This is a genomic window from Nocardia sp. NBC_01730 (assembly GCF_035920445.1).
Classification (GTDB): Bacteria; Actinomycetota; Actinomycetes; order Mycobacteriales; family Mycobacteriaceae; genus Nocardia.
The window spans coordinates 1337414-1354022 of the sequence record NZ_CP109162.1 but is presented as its reverse complement, the minus strand read 5'-3'; the positions used below and the strand labels follow the sequence as shown (position 1 = coordinate 1354022).

17 protein-coding genes and 1 pseudogene are annotated in these 16609 nt (G+C 61.7%); 7 read left to right on the top strand and 11 right to left on the bottom strand.

The window, feature by feature from the left end; all coding sequences use genetic code 11:
* Window positions 1-49: 49 nt before the first annotated feature.
* The 11 genes from dbpB (OHB12_RS05245) to OHB12_RS05200 all read right to left on the bottom strand — a co-directional run bounded on the left by dbpB (OHB12_RS05245) (window position 50) and on the right by OHB12_RS05200 (window position 10552).
* The gene (gene dbpB / locus OHB12_RS05245) at window positions 50-1174 is read right to left on the bottom strand and encodes a DGQHR domain-containing protein DpdB (RefSeq protein WP_327116669.1); all 1125 of its coding nucleotides are present in this window, start codon (window positions 1172-1174) and stop codon (window positions 50-52) included.
* Window positions 1174-2409 (bottom strand): tRNA-guanine transglycosylase DpdA, encoded by a 1236-nt coding sequence (dpdA, locus tag OHB12_RS05240; RefSeq protein WP_327116667.1) that lies wholly within the window; start codon window positions 2407-2409, stop codon window positions 1174-1176. The genes dbpB (OHB12_RS05245) and dpdA overlap by 1 nt, the downstream gene beginning before the upstream one ends.
* Entirely contained in the window at window positions 2406-3554 is a 1149-nt protein-coding gene (gene dbpB, locus OHB12_RS05235; protein WP_327116665.1) for a DGQHR domain-containing protein DpdB, read from the bottom strand. The genes dpdA and dbpB (OHB12_RS05235) overlap by 4 nt, the downstream gene beginning before the upstream one ends.
* Window positions 3554-4513: a hypothetical protein gene (locus tag OHB12_RS05230; protein ID WP_327116663.1), complete on the bottom strand. Its 960-nt coding sequence runs from the start codon at window positions 4511-4513 to the stop codon at window positions 3554-3556. The genes dbpB (OHB12_RS05235) and OHB12_RS05230 overlap by 1 nt, the downstream gene beginning before the upstream one ends.
* 2 nt (window positions 4514-4515) lie before the next feature.
* Window positions 4516-5313: a GTP cyclohydrolase FolE2 gene (gene folE2, locus OHB12_RS05225; protein WP_327120897.1), complete on the bottom strand. Its 798-nt coding sequence runs from the start codon at window positions 5311-5313 to the stop codon at window positions 4516-4518.
* Complete coding sequence (queD, locus tag OHB12_RS05220) at window positions 5313-5714, bottom strand: 6-carboxytetrahydropterin synthase QueD (protein ID WP_442799966.1); 402 nt, start codon at window positions 5712-5714, stop codon at window positions 5313-5315. The genes folE2 and queD overlap by 1 nt, the downstream gene beginning before the upstream one ends.
* Entirely contained in the window at window positions 5669-6307 is a 639-nt protein-coding gene (queE, locus tag OHB12_RS05215; protein WP_327116661.1) for a 7-carboxy-7-deazaguanine synthase, read from the bottom strand. Before queE ends, queD begins: the two co-directional genes overlap by 46 nt.
* Before the next feature lie 8 nt (window positions 6308-6315).
* The gene (gene queC / locus OHB12_RS05210) at window positions 6316-7020 is read right to left on the bottom strand and encodes a 7-cyano-7-deazaguanine synthase QueC (protein ID WP_327116659.1); all 705 of its coding nucleotides are present in this window, start codon (window positions 7018-7020) and stop codon (window positions 6316-6318) included.
* Window positions 7021-8905: 1885 nt separating this feature from the next.
* Window positions 8906-9196, bottom strand: a complete 291-nt coding sequence (locus tag OHB12_RS05205; RefSeq protein WP_327116657.1) for an alpha/beta hydrolase — start codon at window positions 9194-9196, stop codon at window positions 8906-8908.
* Window positions 9094-9705 carry an alpha/beta hydrolase gene (locus OHB12_RS36120; protein ID WP_442800072.1) on the bottom strand — a complete coding sequence of 204 codons (612 nt, stop codon included), beginning with the start codon at window positions 9703-9705 and terminating at the stop codon, window positions 9094-9096. The genes OHB12_RS05205 and OHB12_RS36120 overlap by 103 nt, the downstream gene beginning before the upstream one ends.
* A gap of 277 nt (window positions 9706-9982) precedes the next feature.
* Window positions 9983-10552 carry a hypothetical protein gene (locus OHB12_RS05200; RefSeq protein ID WP_327116655.1) on the bottom strand — a complete coding sequence of 190 codons (570 nt, stop codon included), beginning with the start codon at window positions 10550-10552 and terminating at the stop codon, window positions 9983-9985.
* A gap of 265 nt (window positions 10553-10817) precedes the next feature.
* Here OHB12_RS05200 and OHB12_RS05195 point away from each other — a divergent pair, with 265 nt between their 5' ends.
* The 7 genes and pseudogenes from OHB12_RS05195 to OHB12_RS05160 all read left to right on the top strand — a co-directional run bounded on the left by OHB12_RS05195 (window position 10818) and on the right by OHB12_RS05160 (window position 16587).
* Window positions 10818-11906: a DUF4192 domain-containing protein gene (locus OHB12_RS05195; protein ID WP_327116653.1), complete on the top strand. Its 1089-nt coding sequence runs from the start codon at window positions 10818-10820 to the stop codon at window positions 11904-11906.
* Window positions 11907-12024: 118 nt separating this feature from the next.
* The gene (locus tag OHB12_RS05190) at window positions 12025-12609 is read left to right on the top strand and encodes a hypothetical protein (RefSeq protein ID WP_327116652.1); all 585 of its coding nucleotides are present in this window, start codon (window positions 12025-12027) and stop codon (window positions 12607-12609) included.
* Window positions 12610-13137: 528 nt separating this feature from the next.
* Window positions 13138-13458 (top strand): hypothetical protein, encoded by a 321-nt coding sequence (locus tag OHB12_RS05185; RefSeq protein ID WP_327116651.1) that lies wholly within the window; start codon window positions 13138-13140, stop codon window positions 13456-13458.
* A gap of 406 nt (window positions 13459-13864) precedes the next feature.
* Window positions 13865-14167 (top strand): hypothetical protein, encoded by a 303-nt coding sequence (locus tag OHB12_RS05180; protein WP_327116650.1) that lies wholly within the window; start codon window positions 13865-13867, stop codon window positions 14165-14167.
* Window positions 14164-14514 (top strand): hypothetical protein, encoded by a 351-nt coding sequence (locus tag OHB12_RS05175; RefSeq protein ID WP_327116649.1) that lies wholly within the window; start codon window positions 14164-14166, stop codon window positions 14512-14514. The genes OHB12_RS05180 and OHB12_RS05175 overlap by 4 nt, the downstream gene beginning before the upstream one ends.
* Window positions 14511-15409 (top strand): annotated as a pseudogene (locus tag OHB12_RS36115) (DNA-processing protein DprA). The gene OHB12_RS05175 and the pseudogene OHB12_RS36115 overlap by 4 nt, the downstream one beginning before the upstream one ends.
* 341 nt (window positions 15410-15750) lie before the next feature.
* Complete coding sequence (locus OHB12_RS05160) at window positions 15751-16587, top strand: methyltransferase (protein ID WP_327116646.1); 837 nt, start codon at window positions 15751-15753, stop codon at window positions 16585-16587.
* Window positions 16588-16609 lie beyond the last annotated feature (22 nt).

Genomic DNA, 16609 nt, shown 5'->3' with positions numbered 1-16609 from the left:
CGAACCTCGGGCAAGCCATGAGGTTTGGAGTCCGCAACGAACTGGAGGTTCAGTAGAGAGGGACGGGCACTTGCTGGTCAACGACCTGCAGCAGGTAGTTCGTCAGCAAACGGACGTCACTCGGCGTGTTCTGCAGGCCGTTCCATTTGCGCTCGCCGCTCTCACTGAAGTTCCAGGTGCCTGAGGTCCACCTGGCTACGTCTTCGATCCGCTTCATTGCGTCGCTGACGACGTCGGTGTCGACTGCGTGCGACGCGAGGTTTTCGGTGAGGTGGTCCATGACGAAGCCCATGGACTGGACGCCCACACCGTGCGTGAGGCGAGAGTTGCGCGGGTCAAGCTTCCAAGCCTCGGGGAAGGTGTCTCGAACCAAACCCCAGAAGGCATTGAGGTGCTCAAGCATCTTGTCGATATCGCCGGTTCCGTCCGCAGGGTTGCGGTACTGATAGAGGGCGCCCTCATACAGGCTGTGCTCGATCATCTTCAGAACACTGTTGTCCTTGATGTACCCATCGGGAGCGGTCGGCGTAGCGATGATCCGATAGAACGGGCCCCTGATCGTGCCATTGAGCCGGGTCATGATCTCCGCCGGAAGCTGTCGGCGGGCGTATGCAGGGGGCAGATGCCCCGTCGTATCCGGCAGCAACTCATTGACCAAGCCCTTGGGAAGCGGCTTGGTGTTGTTCACAAGAATGAACTGCGAGCGCTGCTCGGCCTCGTCATCGGCGATGAACGCCACTGCGGCCACGGGAAACTCGCCGATGTCGGCATCCCGGATCGCTGCACTACGTTGCTGCCCGTCCACCAGCCACGCCGGCTTGTCCTCCTCAGCGAGTGTCTCGTCGATCGGGACCACCAACTCGCCGGGCGTGGAGTAATGAACAGCCTGCGGGAAACCTGACGACGGCTCGAAGCGGACTCGATTGTCGAACGCGAGGACTACAGCGTTCGGAAGCATCGCCTCATCCGATTCGAGGTATCGCTTGATAGCCCGAATATGACTCGCAACCTCAGGCCGCTGGTACCCGTGAAGCGATTCCTCCGGGCCGCGGCGAATACGGGAAACTGCCGCGAATTCGTGCAGCCGTTTGCCATCCACGGCGAAGCAGTAGATGCGACGGGTTCCCTGCCGAACCTCCAGCGCAGGAAGGCGAAGGGTGTAACGGTCGGCCATTATCTCTCCTCGACAGACGGACGAACGGCGATGTGATGCATTCTTTCACTGAGCACCGACAGGTTATGAAATCCGCGACTCTTGTTACGCTCGGTGCCGCGAAATATGACAATCTCTATCCCATGCTTATGACATAGTTCACATTTACAAGTTTTCCATGGTTTCGCTTCAAGGGTTCGCTGATATCCCGAGAGCCGCGACTTTTTAACCGGGTCAACAAGGGGCTCATATTCACCGATTGCAGACAAAACCTGCTCCATCGAAGCGACACCTATATCGAAAGCCCGCAATTGCTTGAGGCACTCACGCTCAGCAGCCTTGACCTTCGATTGACAGACGGCACCAGACAATATTCGACGCTTGAGCGCAGGATTTCCATCCGACTGCGGAACACGGATGGCGTTGAAGGTTCCATCCGTCGTATGATAGTTATCCCGGTCGTCCATGAAGGCTTGTTTGAATGGTGACGTGCTGTCGAAACTTGTAACACCATACCGAGCAAATTCTTCCATGGATGCAACGCGCGTGATTCCCAAGAGATGGAACTCGGTATCCGGGCCACGAACTCCGTCGATCTCCCTTAGGCAAGCGAGAATCTCATGGGTCTTCAACGGCACCATGCCTCCCAGCGCGATCCGCTGATAGCCCATCTCCTGAAGACGCTGCACACTGTCCGCGTAGCTTGCCGGGCTCCAGCCCTGGGCAGCCCCTACAGGTTCGATCTTTCGGCCCCGAGAATCAACACCTGCCAGGAATTTTTCGGCATAACTGAGAGATATCTGTCGACGCTCCGCCCAGGCGGGGTCTACGTCACTATCCGCAATATTCGGGTCATACCCAAAGATGATGTGATCGATACTGATCCCGGAATCAAATCCACAGCCCTCATAGAAGTCCAGAACCTCGTCCACCGTATACGGCGGGAGTTCCTCATCAATATAGTTGAAGGCTCCACAGTCACCTAGCGATTTAACATCAGGAGGAAGGCGGAAGTATTTCTTGATACCAAGACGGTACAAGCGCTCCCGCTGAGGCATCGAGTATTTTCCAGCACCTTTTATGGAACCATCTACGATTGCCTTACTTACCAATATTCCGTCATATGGTGCCGGGTTCAACACCTCGTGGGCATACTTGTCATCCCGCTGACGCACCCGAAAGGGAGAGTACTCATCGTTAATGAAGTCATAGTTGGGGCTGACCATGTCCTGACTGTCAGGGAAGAAGAACTTCACATGAGTTCCCTACGTGTCGAGTGATAGGTGCGAATGAGATAGTTGGAGAGTTCCTGAACGTGTTTACTGACGTTCTCGATCTCATTCCAACGATGCCCGAGGTCGTCCCATGTACCTGTTGTCCAACGGCAATAAGGCGCGACAAGGGCAAGATGCTCGCGTATCCGTTCAGGGGCATCCGTCCGCAGCGGATCTACCGTTCCCAGGATCCGGTCCATGAGACGGCCCATAGCACGGATTCCAGCTCCATGCATGAGTCGACTTTTTTCCGGCGGCTTTCCCCATGCCTCAGGAAAAGTGTCGCGAACAGCCGACCAATAGATAATCAGCGCTTGGATGATGCTGTCGAAGTCGGTTTCGCCTCGGCCGATATCCCTATAGGGGTACAAGCAACCCGAAGAGGATATGAGGCTCTCTTGAATCATCTCCACGATCCCTGTGTCAGTGACAACCGCGTTAGTCGGCTTTTTACCAGACATCGAGGCACGTTTAATCATCCCCAGGAACGGCGACGACTTGTCAGTGTTCAGGACATCGCAGAGCTTCGATGGTGCCTGACGGATTGCGAGACGAGCCGGGAGCGGGCTGTCGACCTCCGGCAGCAACTCGGTGACCAGTCCACGAGGAAGAGGCTTCGTGTTGTTGATCCGGACGAACTGGTCACGCTGGAGATTGACAGTGTCAGCAACGAACGCCGTGATCGGAACAGGAAAGTCCTTGCGCTGGGCATACGAGAGGGCCAACGCTCGCTGCTGGCCGTCGACGATCCAGGCCGGCTTGGCCTTGCCCGCTTCTGGCAGTGGGATGGTAAGCCTGCCGGTGTCGGAGATCCCGTCGTCAGGATGACGGTTACCGCCCCGGGTACTCCTGAACACGACCTCAGGGGACAACGCCATGATGATCGGGTTCGGGAAGATCGGAACGTCACTATCCAGATACTCCACGATCTCCTGGATGTGCTTGCGTACCTGAGGTCGCTGATAGCCGATCAGCTTCCCTGCCTCATCACGACTGACACGCGAGATGTCAGCGAAGTCCAGGATCTCATCGGCTCGGAGCATGAAGACGTACAGCGGATAGTCTTTGGCCTGAATGATCCGGAGCGCGCGGACCTCTCGTGTTGGGGTCACCCTGGTCGAGGCCATCAGAACAGCACCCCGCTAGATACTTCGGCGAAGAGCGCCTTGAAACGAGCTTGCTCACACGACTGGCCCGAATCCCTCAGCAATCGCAGCAGTTTCGTCGCCGATGTCGGTCCGGAGGAGATGCGCTCTCGGATAAAGGCCCGAACGTCGTCGTCGACGAGCCTTACACCAGCCGGCCGACGTCCTGCATCCTCGGGCGCTGCCGCGGTCGCGTCAGCAATCAGCTTGATTAGCAATGATCGGCGAAGCGGGGTGCCAGACTCACGTGCTGTTCGGAGAACATGGTCAGCAGCGCGCACATTCAGAGCCTGAAGGCTACCGCCAACCGCGGGTCGCAAAGCTGCAGTTACGGGCACAATCAGGTCGTCGATCTCGGAGCAGCTTCCAGGCGGTCCGAATACCGAGATGTTCTCGGCGTCTGTCAGCTGCGACGCCGCATCTTTGAGGTCGTGAGAACACGCACGCAGGTAGGCATCCGACATAACCGCGATAATCACCGAGTTGGGGTCCTGCTCGGCCAGTGCCGCGAAGGACCGCGGTTCACCGGCGCGGGGTCCTCCCCATTTCGACAGATCAAGCCACCAACGCCGCGCGGCATCGGAAGTTGTTGCTACCGAGTCTGGTTGGCCGCTGGCGAAGGTAGCCGCATAGGCATGGATCGGGGCGGCGGCGGAGATCAAGCCGTAACCGGCCGAACTGACCCAGAGATCCGCAGATGCCCCAACAGCTTCGGGTAGATTCCTGGCTACCTGCCAGTGCTCGCCCGCGTACATATCTTTCGCGGTAGTCGTCGGTGAACCCGCGGCGAGCCGCTTGAGCCACGCGGCGCAACGCTCGTCCGGTGCTGCGGCGTTCAGGTTCTGAAGTCGAAAGTGTTCCGGTACAGTCTGTCGTTTACGGTTCGCGCACGTCACCACGACGCGAATGGCCGGATCCCGCCGATCTGCGATGTTGTCCATGTCTAGACGCTGCCAGCCGTGCTGGTCCAGGCAAGTTCGGCGAAGGCGGCGTGGTTATGAATGCTCTCGTCATTGACAGCCCGGACGCGGTAAGCCCCAATGTGATTCGAGTCCGCGAGCGCCTGGGCGACGTTGCGGACCATATCTTCGACGAAGACCGGGTTGTCGTATCCCGTCATCGTCACGTGGCGCTCGTCGGGTCGTTTCAGCAACGCATAGACCGGTGACGAGCCGGCGCTCTCGGCGATGGCGATGAGCTCATCGAACCAGAGGTCGGTCGGATGGTCCGCTGGGCGGACTTCGATGGTGATCCAGCCTCGCTGGTTGTGTGCGCCTCGATCGCTGATCGCCTTGCTACACGGACAGACGCTGGTGACCGGCACTACGACCTGCAGTGTGAGGCTACTGCCGCTGGGCTCACTGACGGCCGAAACGGCACAGTTGTACTCAACGAAGGCACGCGCACCCGTAATAGGAGCCGATCGCTCGAGGAAGTAGGGAAACGCCATGTGAACGCGAGCGCGAGTGCTCCCCATGCGTTCCCGAAGGTCGTCCGCGATGCCAATGGCGCTCTCCGAACCCAACTGCTCACGCCAACTGTGAAGTACTTCGATGAAGCGGCTGAGATGTGCTCCTTTGACCTCTGAATCGAGGCTCACCGACATGTTCGCGGTGGCCACGGTCTCTCGCTTGTCCCCCTGCCCATTCGAGATCAGCACCGGGTAACGAAGGCCCTCGATACCTACCTCATCGAGTGGGATACCTCGAACATCGGGAGCAGCCTGTACGTCCTGGAGCATTAGTCCTCCCCGCGGTAGATACAACCAGACGTGCACGTCTCGCGCACTTGAATTGCGACCAAAGGCAATTGGTCGATCAAGCGCGTCCAGATCCACCTCGCGAGCACCTCGCTGGTCGGGTTCTCCAGCCCCTCGATGTCATTGAGGTAGTAGTGATCGAGTTGTGCCTCGATCGGCTTGAAAGCGACTTTGAGGTCGCCGAAATCCATGAACCAGCCTGAGGAAGGGTCGATCTCACCCTTCAGGTGAACCTGGACTCGGTAGCTGTGACCGTGAAGCCGGGCACACTTGTGGCCCTCAGGTACGTTCGGAAGCCGATGTGCGGCTTCGAAGGTGAACTCACGGAATATTTCGATCAACGGATCCCCAATGTCTTGTGAGTCTGGACGCTCAACTGCCACTGTGGGTGCTCGAGGCAGTAGTCGATCGCTGCTCGAGTATTGGAGACCAAGTCAGGGCCATCCATTGGCTGCAGCATGAAGCGAGTGAAATCGAGGTCTTCGAACTGCTCTGGCTGCGCACCATTCTGTGGGTAAACCAACTTGAGGTCGTCGCCCGAAGTCAAGACAACCTCGGCGCCCGCTTTGGGGCTCACGCACACCCAGTCAATCCCCGCAGGGGCTCGGCGAGTGCCATTGGTCTCGATCGCAATCTCGAATCCCTCCGCATGGAGAGCGTCAACCGCGGCCTCGTCCAACTGCAACAACGGCTCACCGCCCGTACAAACAACATAGGGACGACTGCGCGGATGCGGGCGCCCCTCCCAGGTCTTCGCCACTGCAGCCGCGAGGTCTGATGCCGTCCGAAACCGTCCTCCGCCAGGCCCATCCGTGCCGACGAAGTCGGTGTCGCAGAACTGGCAGATCGCTCGATGTCGATCCTTCTCCAGTCCAGTCCACAGATTGCAACTCGTGAATCGGCAGAACACGGACGGTCGCCCAGCGTGGCTTCCCTCGCCCTGGAGCGTGTAGAAGATCTCCTTCACCCGATACATACGCGGGATCAGCCCTTGAGGGAGGTGAAGGACGGGTCGACCAAACCGAGTTCGGCAAAGCCACGGCCCCGCAACAGACACGAGTCGCAGGTCTCACAGGCGCGTCCATCAACCGGGTCGTAGCAACTGTGGGTCCAGGCGTAGTCCACGCCGAGTTCAAGACCACGCTCGATCGTCTGCGCCTTCGTCAGATCGATCAGCGGTGTGTGGATCTTGAGTAGTTGCGTTCCCTCAACGCCAGCCTTCGTGGCCAGGTTGGCCATGCGCTCGTAGGCCTCGATGTACTCAGGCCGGCAGTCCGGGTAGCCGCTGTAGTCGAGGGCGTTCACACCGATGAAAACATCAGAGGATCCGAGGGTCTCCGCCCAGGCGAGAGCGAAGGAGAGAAATACCGTATTGCGCGCTGGCACATAGGTAATCGGGATTCCGGAGCCCATGTCGTCGACGTGGTCGTAATGCGGCACGTCAAGAGCACGGTCCGTCAGCGCAGAGCCACCGAAGACAGCCAGGTTGATGTCGGCAATCACGTGCTGCGCAGCGCCCAGTTTCGCAGCGACGAGTTTCGCGGCCTCAAGCTCCTCCGTGTGCCGCTGCCCGTACTGGAAGCTGAGTGCGTAGGTCTCGTACCCTTGCTGCTGAGCCATCGCGAGGACGGTCGTCGAGTCGAGCCCGCCACTGAGCAGGACGACCGCCTTGCGCTTATCTGTGGTCACTGCGTCTTCCCATCGCTTGTAACTTGAGGAAACTGCTCCATCATTCGCCACCTGGGTGAGCGTAGTTTTCCGGGCCAAACGCTGCAACATTCCCACGACCTCCAGCCCATCGAAATCCGGCCAGCGCAGCTGGGGACAGTCCGCCCCAACGGGCTCCGCACCTCACCGACCCGGAAGGCAACACGCCCTTGACCTGGGAGTTATTGAGCTGAGCGACCGATGCCATGCAGTCAACCTCAGAAACTGCTTTCAAAATGTTTGGTAGGAAGGAACACTTTCTGGCCGCAACCGCAGGCGAAGACTGTTGGTTCGGCTAAGACTTATCGAGAAGGGATGTCGTTGCTGACCCGTGGGCGCGGGTGGGCACGGGTGGGCACGGGTGATGCCGAGGTCGATCAGCAGCCCGGCGACGGATTTTACTGGTCATCGGCGCAACGTTGTCGGCGTGGATGTAATTGGGCACAATCCCATCGTTGGCTGCGAAGGCGTCGAGCTGGAATCGTCTTGCCACCCAACTGGATTCGCTAGCGACTAGCTTCCTAGTGGATCACCTTGCGCGGGAAGAGATATCCGGCATCACCATCAGGTCGTTATAGACGCCCCTTCACGGACATTTCAGCTTCGTGATGTCCCACGACCACCTGGTTGGGCCGGTGGCCGCCAGATCCGGTTTGGTCCGTGGCGGGTGGCCTGGCGTCTGCGTTCACGCACCTTGCCATGGGCACGCAGCAACCGATAGATCGTTGAGATCTAGCACAGGTAAGTGCCTTCGTCGAGCAGCGTGGCCCACACCCTGCGCTGGCGACTTGTCGGCGAACCGGTCGCCGCGCAACACCTCGAGCACCGCGGCCTCCTCAGTCGCGGCCGTTCCAAATCTGATCGTCGGTGTTCAAGGCGCCACCAGGCACAACCCAGCTCATACCAGCTGACGCACCGCTAGAAGGGACTAACCGATGCCACATCAGCTCAACGCCGACTCTCGACAACACAGCAGCGAGGGTGTTGGATACCTTACAGAGCTTTCGTTGCAGGTACCAGCACCACAGGCGCGCCGCTACAGCACAATGGCTTGGGACGGGGACCCTCACATGGATGTCGACATCAAGTGTCCGCACTGCTGCCAACTAGACTTGGTACAAAGTGTCCCGGCTGTGCGGGCGGATGGAGTATCGACCAGTTCAGGGGCGCACCTCTACTCCGGTGTGGGAGTAGGTTCCACCGGCTTGGTGCCGGTCTTCGGCACCGCGACGGTCGAACACACTCACACCACTGCGCTGGCACGAAGTCTCGCACCCGAGCCGACCCGGCGACCGGTGCGACGGCTCACCATCATCGGCCTGTTCTTGCTGCTGCCCGCATTGTTCGCCGTTGTGATCGCAATAGATTCCGTAGCCAGGTCGCTCGACCCCCGACCGACAAGCTTGGGCGTATTGGTCGGAGAAGCCACATTTATTGGAGGGGTTGCGCTTCCGGGCTTACTCGTGCTTGGGGTTGTGGTGTTTCGCGGCCTTCGCAACAGGCGCATTTCCCGCGGATGCGGTCTCGCTCGCTCCGTTTGGCAGAGGGCGTTCTATTGCCATCGCTGTGGTGTCGCGTTCTGGCCACTGTCTCCCGCACCAGGCATTCCCGCCAGGCAAGCGTTCACACCCCACCACTTCCGATGGTTCGTATGGAACGCCGGTGGCTACGCCAACATCTGATGCCGTCACATGCCCAGCAGAGGTTGGTCTTTGCAAGCGCGCCGTTGTGAGGTCAGGTCAGTTACCGCACGCCTGGCGGCTCGATCTCGAAGACACCGTCCTCGCTGTCGCGCCTGGCGGGATCTAGCCGGTATTCGAAGCGCTGGTAAGCCCGTGGGCAACGACCGATTCGAATGCTGCTGAGGTCAACAGTCTTCGCCGAGCTTAGCGAGCAGGAAGTCGCGTGCGGCCCCGCATGCTCGTTCGAACTGCTCCTCGTACACGGCGAAGTGGGGGCCGGGGATCAGAGCCAGTTGCTTGGGTTCTAGTGCCTCGGCGTAGCTCTGCAGAGCGATGTCGCTGGGTGTCAGGGTGTCCTGTTCGGCGATCACCATCAGCAGCGGGGTCGGAGACACCCGCCGTAGGAATGCTTCTGGGGCGTAGGACTGGAACGTATCGATGCTGGAGACGGTGACCTCGTTGCGCCAGGTCGGCACCTGGGACCGTTGGCCATCAACCATTGGTATGTCTCGATTCCAGGCATAGCGACAAGTTCCGTCGGGTCATCGGAGGCCGCTTTGATCATTTGGTGCGGTTTGCCGCAGTCGCGGGCTTGGCGGTCGGCAGCGATAGCCGCGTGGACGGTGGGCAGCATGACGGTGGGGACCAAGCTGCGGAAGTTGGCCCACCCGTTCGTAGTCGGGACCTGAGATTCGACGGCGCGCACGCGCCGGTCGGTCGCCGCGACGACCAGGACGTGGCCGCCCGCGAAGCTGGTTCCCCAGATGCCGATGCGGTCCGGATCGATGCCGTCGAGGGTTTGCGCGAAGGTGATCGCATCGCGGTAACCCTCGATTTGAGCCCACGGGTCGACCTCGTGGCGCGGTTGGCCCTCGGAGGTCCCGAATCCCGGGTGGTCATAGACCAAACAAGCCAGGCCGGCGGCGCTGAACACTTCGGCGAACGGTGCGACCCATTCCTTGATTCCCGCGAAGCCATGGGTCATGACCACGAGCGGGGTGCTGCCCGACGACCCTTCCGGCCGTTAGAGCCATCCCCGCAAGGTCACTGCACCACTGGTGAATTCGACATCGACACGCATAACGATCCCCTCCGAACCATCCGTCTCGTAATGAAAGTACGGCGTTGACGATCTGATGTCGAAGGTTTCTCGGCCTCGAGACGCACGATTCGAATCTGGGCAGCAGAGTCGTTCCGTGGTGTATGCCCGGTTTGTCCGCGATGATCCCCACTTTCGATGCGGAGCCTTCGGTAAGCACGCGTCATTCGTTCCCGACGTGCGCCGCATCCGTGACACTGCTGGGCACGGGAGGTCTTCCCGAGTCGTGGGGTGCGCTCACCTGAACTGAGTGGTTCTCGGATCCGGGACTCACTGGCACCCGGCCACCATCCTCACGGTGTGAAGTAGCGGTAGCAGTGGGCATCGGGATTGTGTTGCGTTGTGCGCGTCCGGCGTTGATGAGTTGCCGAGCTTGTCGGGTATCGAGCTCGAGTAGTTCGGCGACGTCCTCGTCGGTCTGGCCTTGATCACGGATCGCCACTGCGGCGGCGGCTTGGTCCGCGCGGTGACGGGCGACTTCTTCAGCGGTGCGTGACTCGACCGCATGAATCTGCTCCCGGAGTGTCTCGATCTCAGTGTCGCGCTGTGCTTCACACGCGGCGATTGCCTGCCAATCGTCGACGTACCGCTTCACCGCATCGGCGATCGTGCGTTCGCGCTGACGTGCCAATGCGCGGCGTTCACGCACACGCAAACGCGAGCGTTCCAACCGCTCCACGACTTCCGGGGATCGAATCTTCCGCGGGGACCGCGGCGGGCGAGGTGAAGACATGGCTGGGCTCCTCTGGTCAAAGGCCCATCCGTTGATTCTCCCGGAGTCGATATTACTCGTGCAGATAGGCACAGGTCTTCTGCCTTCGCTAACGGCTTTGCACCAACACACCTCGAAGTATCTGGGCCGCAACCCATTGCGGACTGCCCGCCCACTCTCGGGGCGACGCCCGTTGGTCCATCACCGTTCATGCGCAGCCGCGAAGACGCGGCCCTCGCTCGCTACCGATGTCGATCGTTTTCACCGTCGTCCGAAAGGAGTTTCAGTGCCTACCCTGCCCGATCTGTTCCGCGATCCTTCTCAGCTCATTGCCTCGATACCCGCGTCCCTCGGCTACACACCGCAACGGGAGTTGGTGTTGATTGTTGTCAGCGCCACCGTGGAACCCCGAAGTCCGAAACCCGCATTGGTGGTCCGATCGGTTACTGCCACGAGCAGTCTCACCGAATCGGTAGCGAAGATCCTCAAACGGCTGCGACGCGCCGCGCAGGGCGCCGCTGCGTTCGCGACGTTCGCGATCGTGGTTGATGACCGATTTGCCGACTCCCCACCCGGGTCTCCCCACCGGACCACGATCCGCCGTCTCATCGACGAGTTGACCGACGAGTTCACGCGCGGTCCCGCACCTCTGGTTGGAGCATGGGCAACCCGTGAGATCGCTGCTGGTGCGCCCTGGTTCGCTCTGGTCGGCGAGCCCGAACACGGAGTGATCGCAGATCCGACGCTTACCGACAACTCACAAGAGCGCATCATCGCTGGTCAGATTCTCCATGGGTCCAAGCAGGATATGGCGGACAGTCTTGTCCCTGATCTCGCGGCGGCGACCGAGCTGGCTCGGTTCCTGCCCAGTGCCAATTCGGACGCTAAGCGCCGCCGAGACTGCGCCGAACGCCACGACCAGTGGGCTCGGCATCACCGTCACTGCCTGGAGACCGTTTTGTGGCGGATCGCCGATGTCGCCGCTGGTGACTCGATCCCGTTCGCGCTGCTGGCCAACCTGACCGCGGTGATGACCGAACGCAAGGTGCTCGATTGCCTGCATGCGACCGCCGTGGGCGAGTACTTGATGGCGGCCGAACAACTGTGGATACTGCTGATCCGCAGCCTCACCGGACCAGAGCGGGCCGAGCCAGCGACATTGCTGGCCTATAGCGCCTACTTACGAGGCGACGGCCCTCTGGCCGGCGTCGCACTGGACATAGCGCTGTCCGCGCGCAGCTCCCACGTCATCGCCCGGCTCCTGCACGCCTGCCTGAGTGCAGGTCTCGCGCCACAGACGCTACCGCGCATCGCCCGCTTCGGCGTCGCCGCTGCCACCGATCTCGGCGTCGACATCGGTGAGTGGCAGTCCTAAAGGCAGGAGGTAGTCGCTGTGAGTGATGACGGACTGTTCAGTCTCCCCACATCTTTCGGAGACCGACAGTTCCGCGAGTTTTCGCCTGCACACCCGTCACGAATTCAGGGAGCCGATCATGCGAGCAACCAAACGTGTCCGTACTTCGAGCGCGGCCGAGAACCTCATCACGCAGATCAGCGATGGGTTGGCACCGCTGTTCAACCAGATGGAGTGGGCAGAAAGTGAGATCGCGAAAGCCCAAGTGCGCCATCGCCGCCACCGCAATGTCCTCCATCACACCTTTTCGCTGCTGTCGTCAGCGCACAGCCGGATGCGTCAGGAGTTCGTCTACCGGTCGCATTGCCGCGAGCTCCTCGAGCGGGTCGTGGCAGGGCGTTGCACGAAACAAGGCACCGCAGCCGAGGTCGCCGTGGCCTTGCTGACAACCAGCCTCGCTGCACCGTTGAACAGCACCGCGTTCGGGCTGTACTGCCGAATGTGGAAGCAGGCAGAGTTTCCTGACATAGACGCGCTGACCGACAACACCGTCCACTACGAGGCGATCGGGTCAACCCAGATCGACGATCTGGAGGTTTGGTCCAGAAAGAAACTCGCGGTACCCACACGGATCCTCACCAACATCGAGTGCCGAGGCTTGCATCACGGCGAGCCGGTGAACTGCGAATACGCGAAACCGTCGAGCATTCGCCGGGCAGCCTGAGGAACCCGTTCGCGTCTCGGCGATATCAGCGCGCTGCGAACGGAAGGCGGCCTCGCTCGACCATCAAGGCCACAGCCACCAGGGATACCCGGCCCGAACACGACCGCGGCGGCGAGCGAGGCGATTGTGATACGGACCGCGACTGCGCCGGTCCTGGTCATCAAGGTCACGGGGCTCAGTCACGCTTTGCCCCGAGCCCGCGCTCGCGGCCTGAAACACCACACCCGCGAGTCAACCGAACTCGGGGCAGTCCCACTTGTTACCCACCGCACCCGTGCAGCTGAGACCTTGCCCCTCCTCGAGGTCTGTGGACGTTGATCGGCCAGAGCCGTTGACCCGGCCCCACAGCACTTGAGGCGCGAGCACGATCCAAGTCCTCGAGACGTACGCCAATGAAATGGCCGAAGCCGAACTCGATGCTTCGGGTGGCGTTCCCATGTCCGAAAGGAGTTTTCGTGACGCGTTCGGATGAGTTCACCGAGAAGTACAGCGCCAGCCCTCACTTCCCGCCCCGGAAAGGACTAAACCGTGCCCAGCGCATCGCCTTCCGACCGTGACAACCCTGCACATCGGAAGGCGCTGGGCACTGTCATGATCGACAGCGGCAAAGAGTTGCTGGCGTGGATCCAAGCGAACCTGCCCACCCTTGATGAAGACCTGTTCGAGCCATGGCTAGCCGGACCCGCCTGCCCGTCCGCGGTTACCGCGGAGATCCAGGTGCGTATCCATAGCGCCGGGACCGTCGACCGTGTCACCGCCATCACCTTGTCAGCGGCCCCGATTGCCAATAGCCCCGACGCCCTTTCGATGCCACTGAATGCGGCGGCGGTACACCCAGATTCGAGGTGATCATGACCGATTCACCGAGCCGCGCTCAACCCGCCGATCTTGACCGCCCACCATTCACGAGTTCGTTTCTGCGGCATGGCTGTCGAGACAGTGACGTGTCACACCGCGCGGTTGGCAGGGCGTTCGCTGCACGCGTCCGGAGTCGCACGGAGCGACCATTACGAAGCCGAAGAACCCCCGTCTTGGTTCGGTGATCCGGTAGAGGACTTCACCCGCAATGACCTCACCCCGACCTGTCCACACGACTGAATGTTGCCGCAGCCGGGGCGCGGTGCCAGTTTCCGACCTCCCGCCATGCTGCCAAGGTCTCCTGTGACCTGGGAGCCGGTCCCACGCCACAGCAGCACTATCGCGGCTGCATCTGCGCTCACCCATTGCCTCACCTACCAGAAAGGGGTACTTCGTCATGCCCACAGCCGATGTCGGTGTTGCAGACGCGGAAGAGTTTTATCGAGTTCGCCAACTGTTGGGGCCACCGGTCACCGAAGCGTATGCCCGTGGTGAGGGCTATGTGTGGGGCTGGCAAGACGCGCACGGCACCGCCGTCTTCGACACTGATCAGGCCACCGCGTTCTCGCGCGCCTACGCCATCTACTTCGCCGAATTCCTCGCTCAGCACCGGAGTTTCGTTCAGCCGGTCGCTCGGTGCTGGCGGGCGTGGATCGTCCATGGTGACGTCGCCGCCGAGCCGAGCGGGTGCGCGGCGTGAACCGGGCACCGGACTACGCGCAGTGGTCCAAGGCGCTCGAGAACCGCTCCGCCCATTTGCTGTGTTTCGAGGCCATCGGCTACGCCCGCGGGTACTGCGACCGCGCAGGCGTCGGGTCCGGCGATGCGGTCGACTTCGGTCACGCCTTCGCTGTGCTGGTCGCCGCACGCGGATCTCGGCCCTCGATCGCCGAGGCGTGGCGCAACTGGTGCGCGGACCTGCCGATCGGCTGCTTGGAGTACCCACCGCCGCAACCAGCCCCCACCGAGGACGAACACCGATCACGCCCCTATTCAGCCAATGCCGCAGATGAACTCGAACCGCCTACCGCACCGGAGGTTTCATGACGTCACAACCATCCCCGGCCATGACCCGTTCGTTGGCTTGGGCGATCCTGTCGCGCGCCGCACTGGTCGCTCCGACCGTGATCGGTGACCTGCTGCGTGCGCAGAACGTCTGGGATGCTGCCGAACAGGTCCTCGCCGGGAAGATCGCCGCCGAGGTACCCCGTGATCTGCGTGGGTTGGCGGCCTGCGACCTCGAGCGTGCCGAGGCGATTGGTGCCCGCCTGCTACCTCGAGAAGGTGCTGACTGGCCTGGATTCCCATTGTGGGACCTCGATGCGCCGAAAGTTCGCAGCGCTGGCCCGGTCGCGTTGTGGGTGCGGGGCGCGGCGCGCATCAATCCGCTGGCCCAGACCCACGTTGCGGTCGTCGGTGCACGCGCGGCCACCGAGCGTGGCGTTGCCGTCACTACCGAGATCACCGACGGTCTGACCGAGCGCGGCTGGACTGTCATCAGCGGTGGCGGGTACGGCGTCGAGGAAGCCGCTCACCGTGCGGCTCTGGCCCGCGATGGGAAGACGATCGCGGTCCTGGCTACCGGGTTGGGGCGCACTTGCCCACCAGCGCAGCAGGCCCTTTTCGACGGGATCGCCGAGAAGGGTTGATCGTCTCGGAGTACCCGCCCGACTTCCAGGCCACCAGAGAGCAATTCGTGCAGCGCGACCGACTCATAGCTGCCCTGGCTCAGGCGGTCGTTGTGCCGGAGGCCCGTGCCGATAGCGGCACCCTCAACGCCGTGAAGTGGGCCCGCCGACTACACCGTCCCGTATTCGCGGTGCCAGGGCCGACCAACTCCACCGCCGCCGACGGCTGCGATGAACTGATCCGCAAACGGCGCGCGCTGCCGGTGAACGACGCCGCGCAGACGATTCGAGGCATCTACGACACCTGGACCTAGCACTCGACGCCGCCACCAGGCCGACGCCCTTCACGTTCGTTTCCAACGCCTCGGTGACCGAAAGCTCGCGCCCGCGTCTTAGTTCGCCGACGACGACCTCGCCGACGTCTCGGCGTGCGCCGGAATCGCTGCACTCGGTGTGGAAAACCTGGGCGAGGTAGTCGCCTGGCTGCGGCGCTCAGGCCCACCCCAGCCCGCCACCACCGAAGCCGACCCGCCGCACGGTCAGTAGTTACCTCGCCCGCGCTCTGCCGTGCGGGGGCGAGCGCATCAATTTGTTGGATGTCGAGTCCCGTTCCTGGGCTCGGCTTTTCGCATCGCATATTTGGAGGTGAGCTGTCGTGAGCAAGTTGACGCGTAGTCAAGCTGCCGCGCACCGGGAAGCGTGTTCGCTGGTCGAGCTCGATCGCGACCTCGACGAGGGCGAGAAGTTATTTGTCCTCGAGCATTATCAGGAATCGACCAGCACTACCCAGTCCGCTGACGGGGCGTTCTTCACCCCGCTCGGGTTGGCGAGGGATATGCGCATCGAGGTCGTCGGAACCCGCATCCTCGACCTGGGCGCTGGTATCGGGCATCTGGCGTTCACCTGCCGCAACCAGTGGGATCAAGCCAACGGCGAACCCGCACGCGAGCTGGTGTGTGTGGAACGCAATCCGGAGTTCGTGCGTGTGGGGATGAAGGTCGTACCCGAGGCGACATGGTGGTGCGGGGATCTGCTGCGGGTGCACCGAGAACCGGTGCGGCCTTTCGACACCGTCATCAGCAATCCCCCTTTCGGCACGGCAACCCGCAATGCCGACGCTCCGGAGTATCGGGGCCCACGTTTCGAGTATCACGTGATCGCGGTCGCCGCGCATGTTGCCCGCCACGGGGTGTTCTTGATCCCACAGTCCTTGGCACCGTTCCACTACAGCGGGCAACAGGGCATGCAACACGACCGCGCCGACGCCGAATACGAGCGCTTCCACACCAGCACCGGGATCGGGTTGGAAGCCAACTGCGGCATCGACACCAGCTACTACCTCGACCAGTGGCATCACCCGATGATCCCAACTGAGATCGTCACCTGCGATTTCACCGACTCCGCCGTCGCACGCCGCCGCTCGCGGGCGACGCTCACCCCGACCACGCCCGTCTTCGCCCGCCCGAGGTGGCCTGATACCGCCGCCCGCTGAAACTCATGCTTCCGAGAAGGGA

What these genes read in the sequence shown, in the direction of transcription:
- dbpB (WP_327116669.1), bottom strand. Translation starts at nt 1,174, where the DNA reads ATGGCCGACCGTTACACCCTTCGCCTTCCTGCGCTGGAGGTTCGGCAG.
- dbpB (WP_327116665.1), bottom strand. Translation starts at nt 3,554, where the DNA reads ATGGCCTCGACCAGGGTGACCCCAACACGAGAGGTCCGCGCGCTCCGG.
- OHB12_RS05230 (WP_327116663.1), bottom strand. Translation starts at nt 4,513, where the DNA reads ATGGACAACATCGCAGATCGGCGGGATCCGGCCATTCGCGTCGTGGTG.
- folE2 (WP_327120897.1), bottom strand. Translation starts at nt 5,313, where the DNA reads ATGCTCCAGGACGTACAGGCTGCTCCCGATGTTCGAGGTATCCCACTC.
- queE (WP_327116661.1), bottom strand. Translation starts at nt 6,307, where the DNA reads ATGTATCGGGTGAAGGAGATCTTCTACACGCTCCAGGGCGAGGGAAGC.
- OHB12_RS36120 (WP_442800072.1), bottom strand. Translation starts at nt 9,705, where the DNA reads ATGACCCATGGCTTCGCGGGAATCAAGGAATGGGTCGCACCGTTCGCC.
- OHB12_RS05200 (WP_327116655.1), bottom strand. Translation starts at nt 10,552, where the DNA reads ATGTCTTCACCTCGCCCGCCGCGGTCCCCGCGGAAGATTCGATCCCCG.
- OHB12_RS05190 (WP_327116652.1), top strand. Translation starts at nt 12,025, where the DNA reads ATGCGAGCAACCAAACGTGTCCGTACTTCGAGCGCGGCCGAGAACCTC.
- OHB12_RS05180 (WP_327116650.1), top strand. Translation starts at nt 13,865, where the DNA reads ATGCCCACAGCCGATGTCGGTGTTGCAGACGCGGAAGAGTTTTATCGA.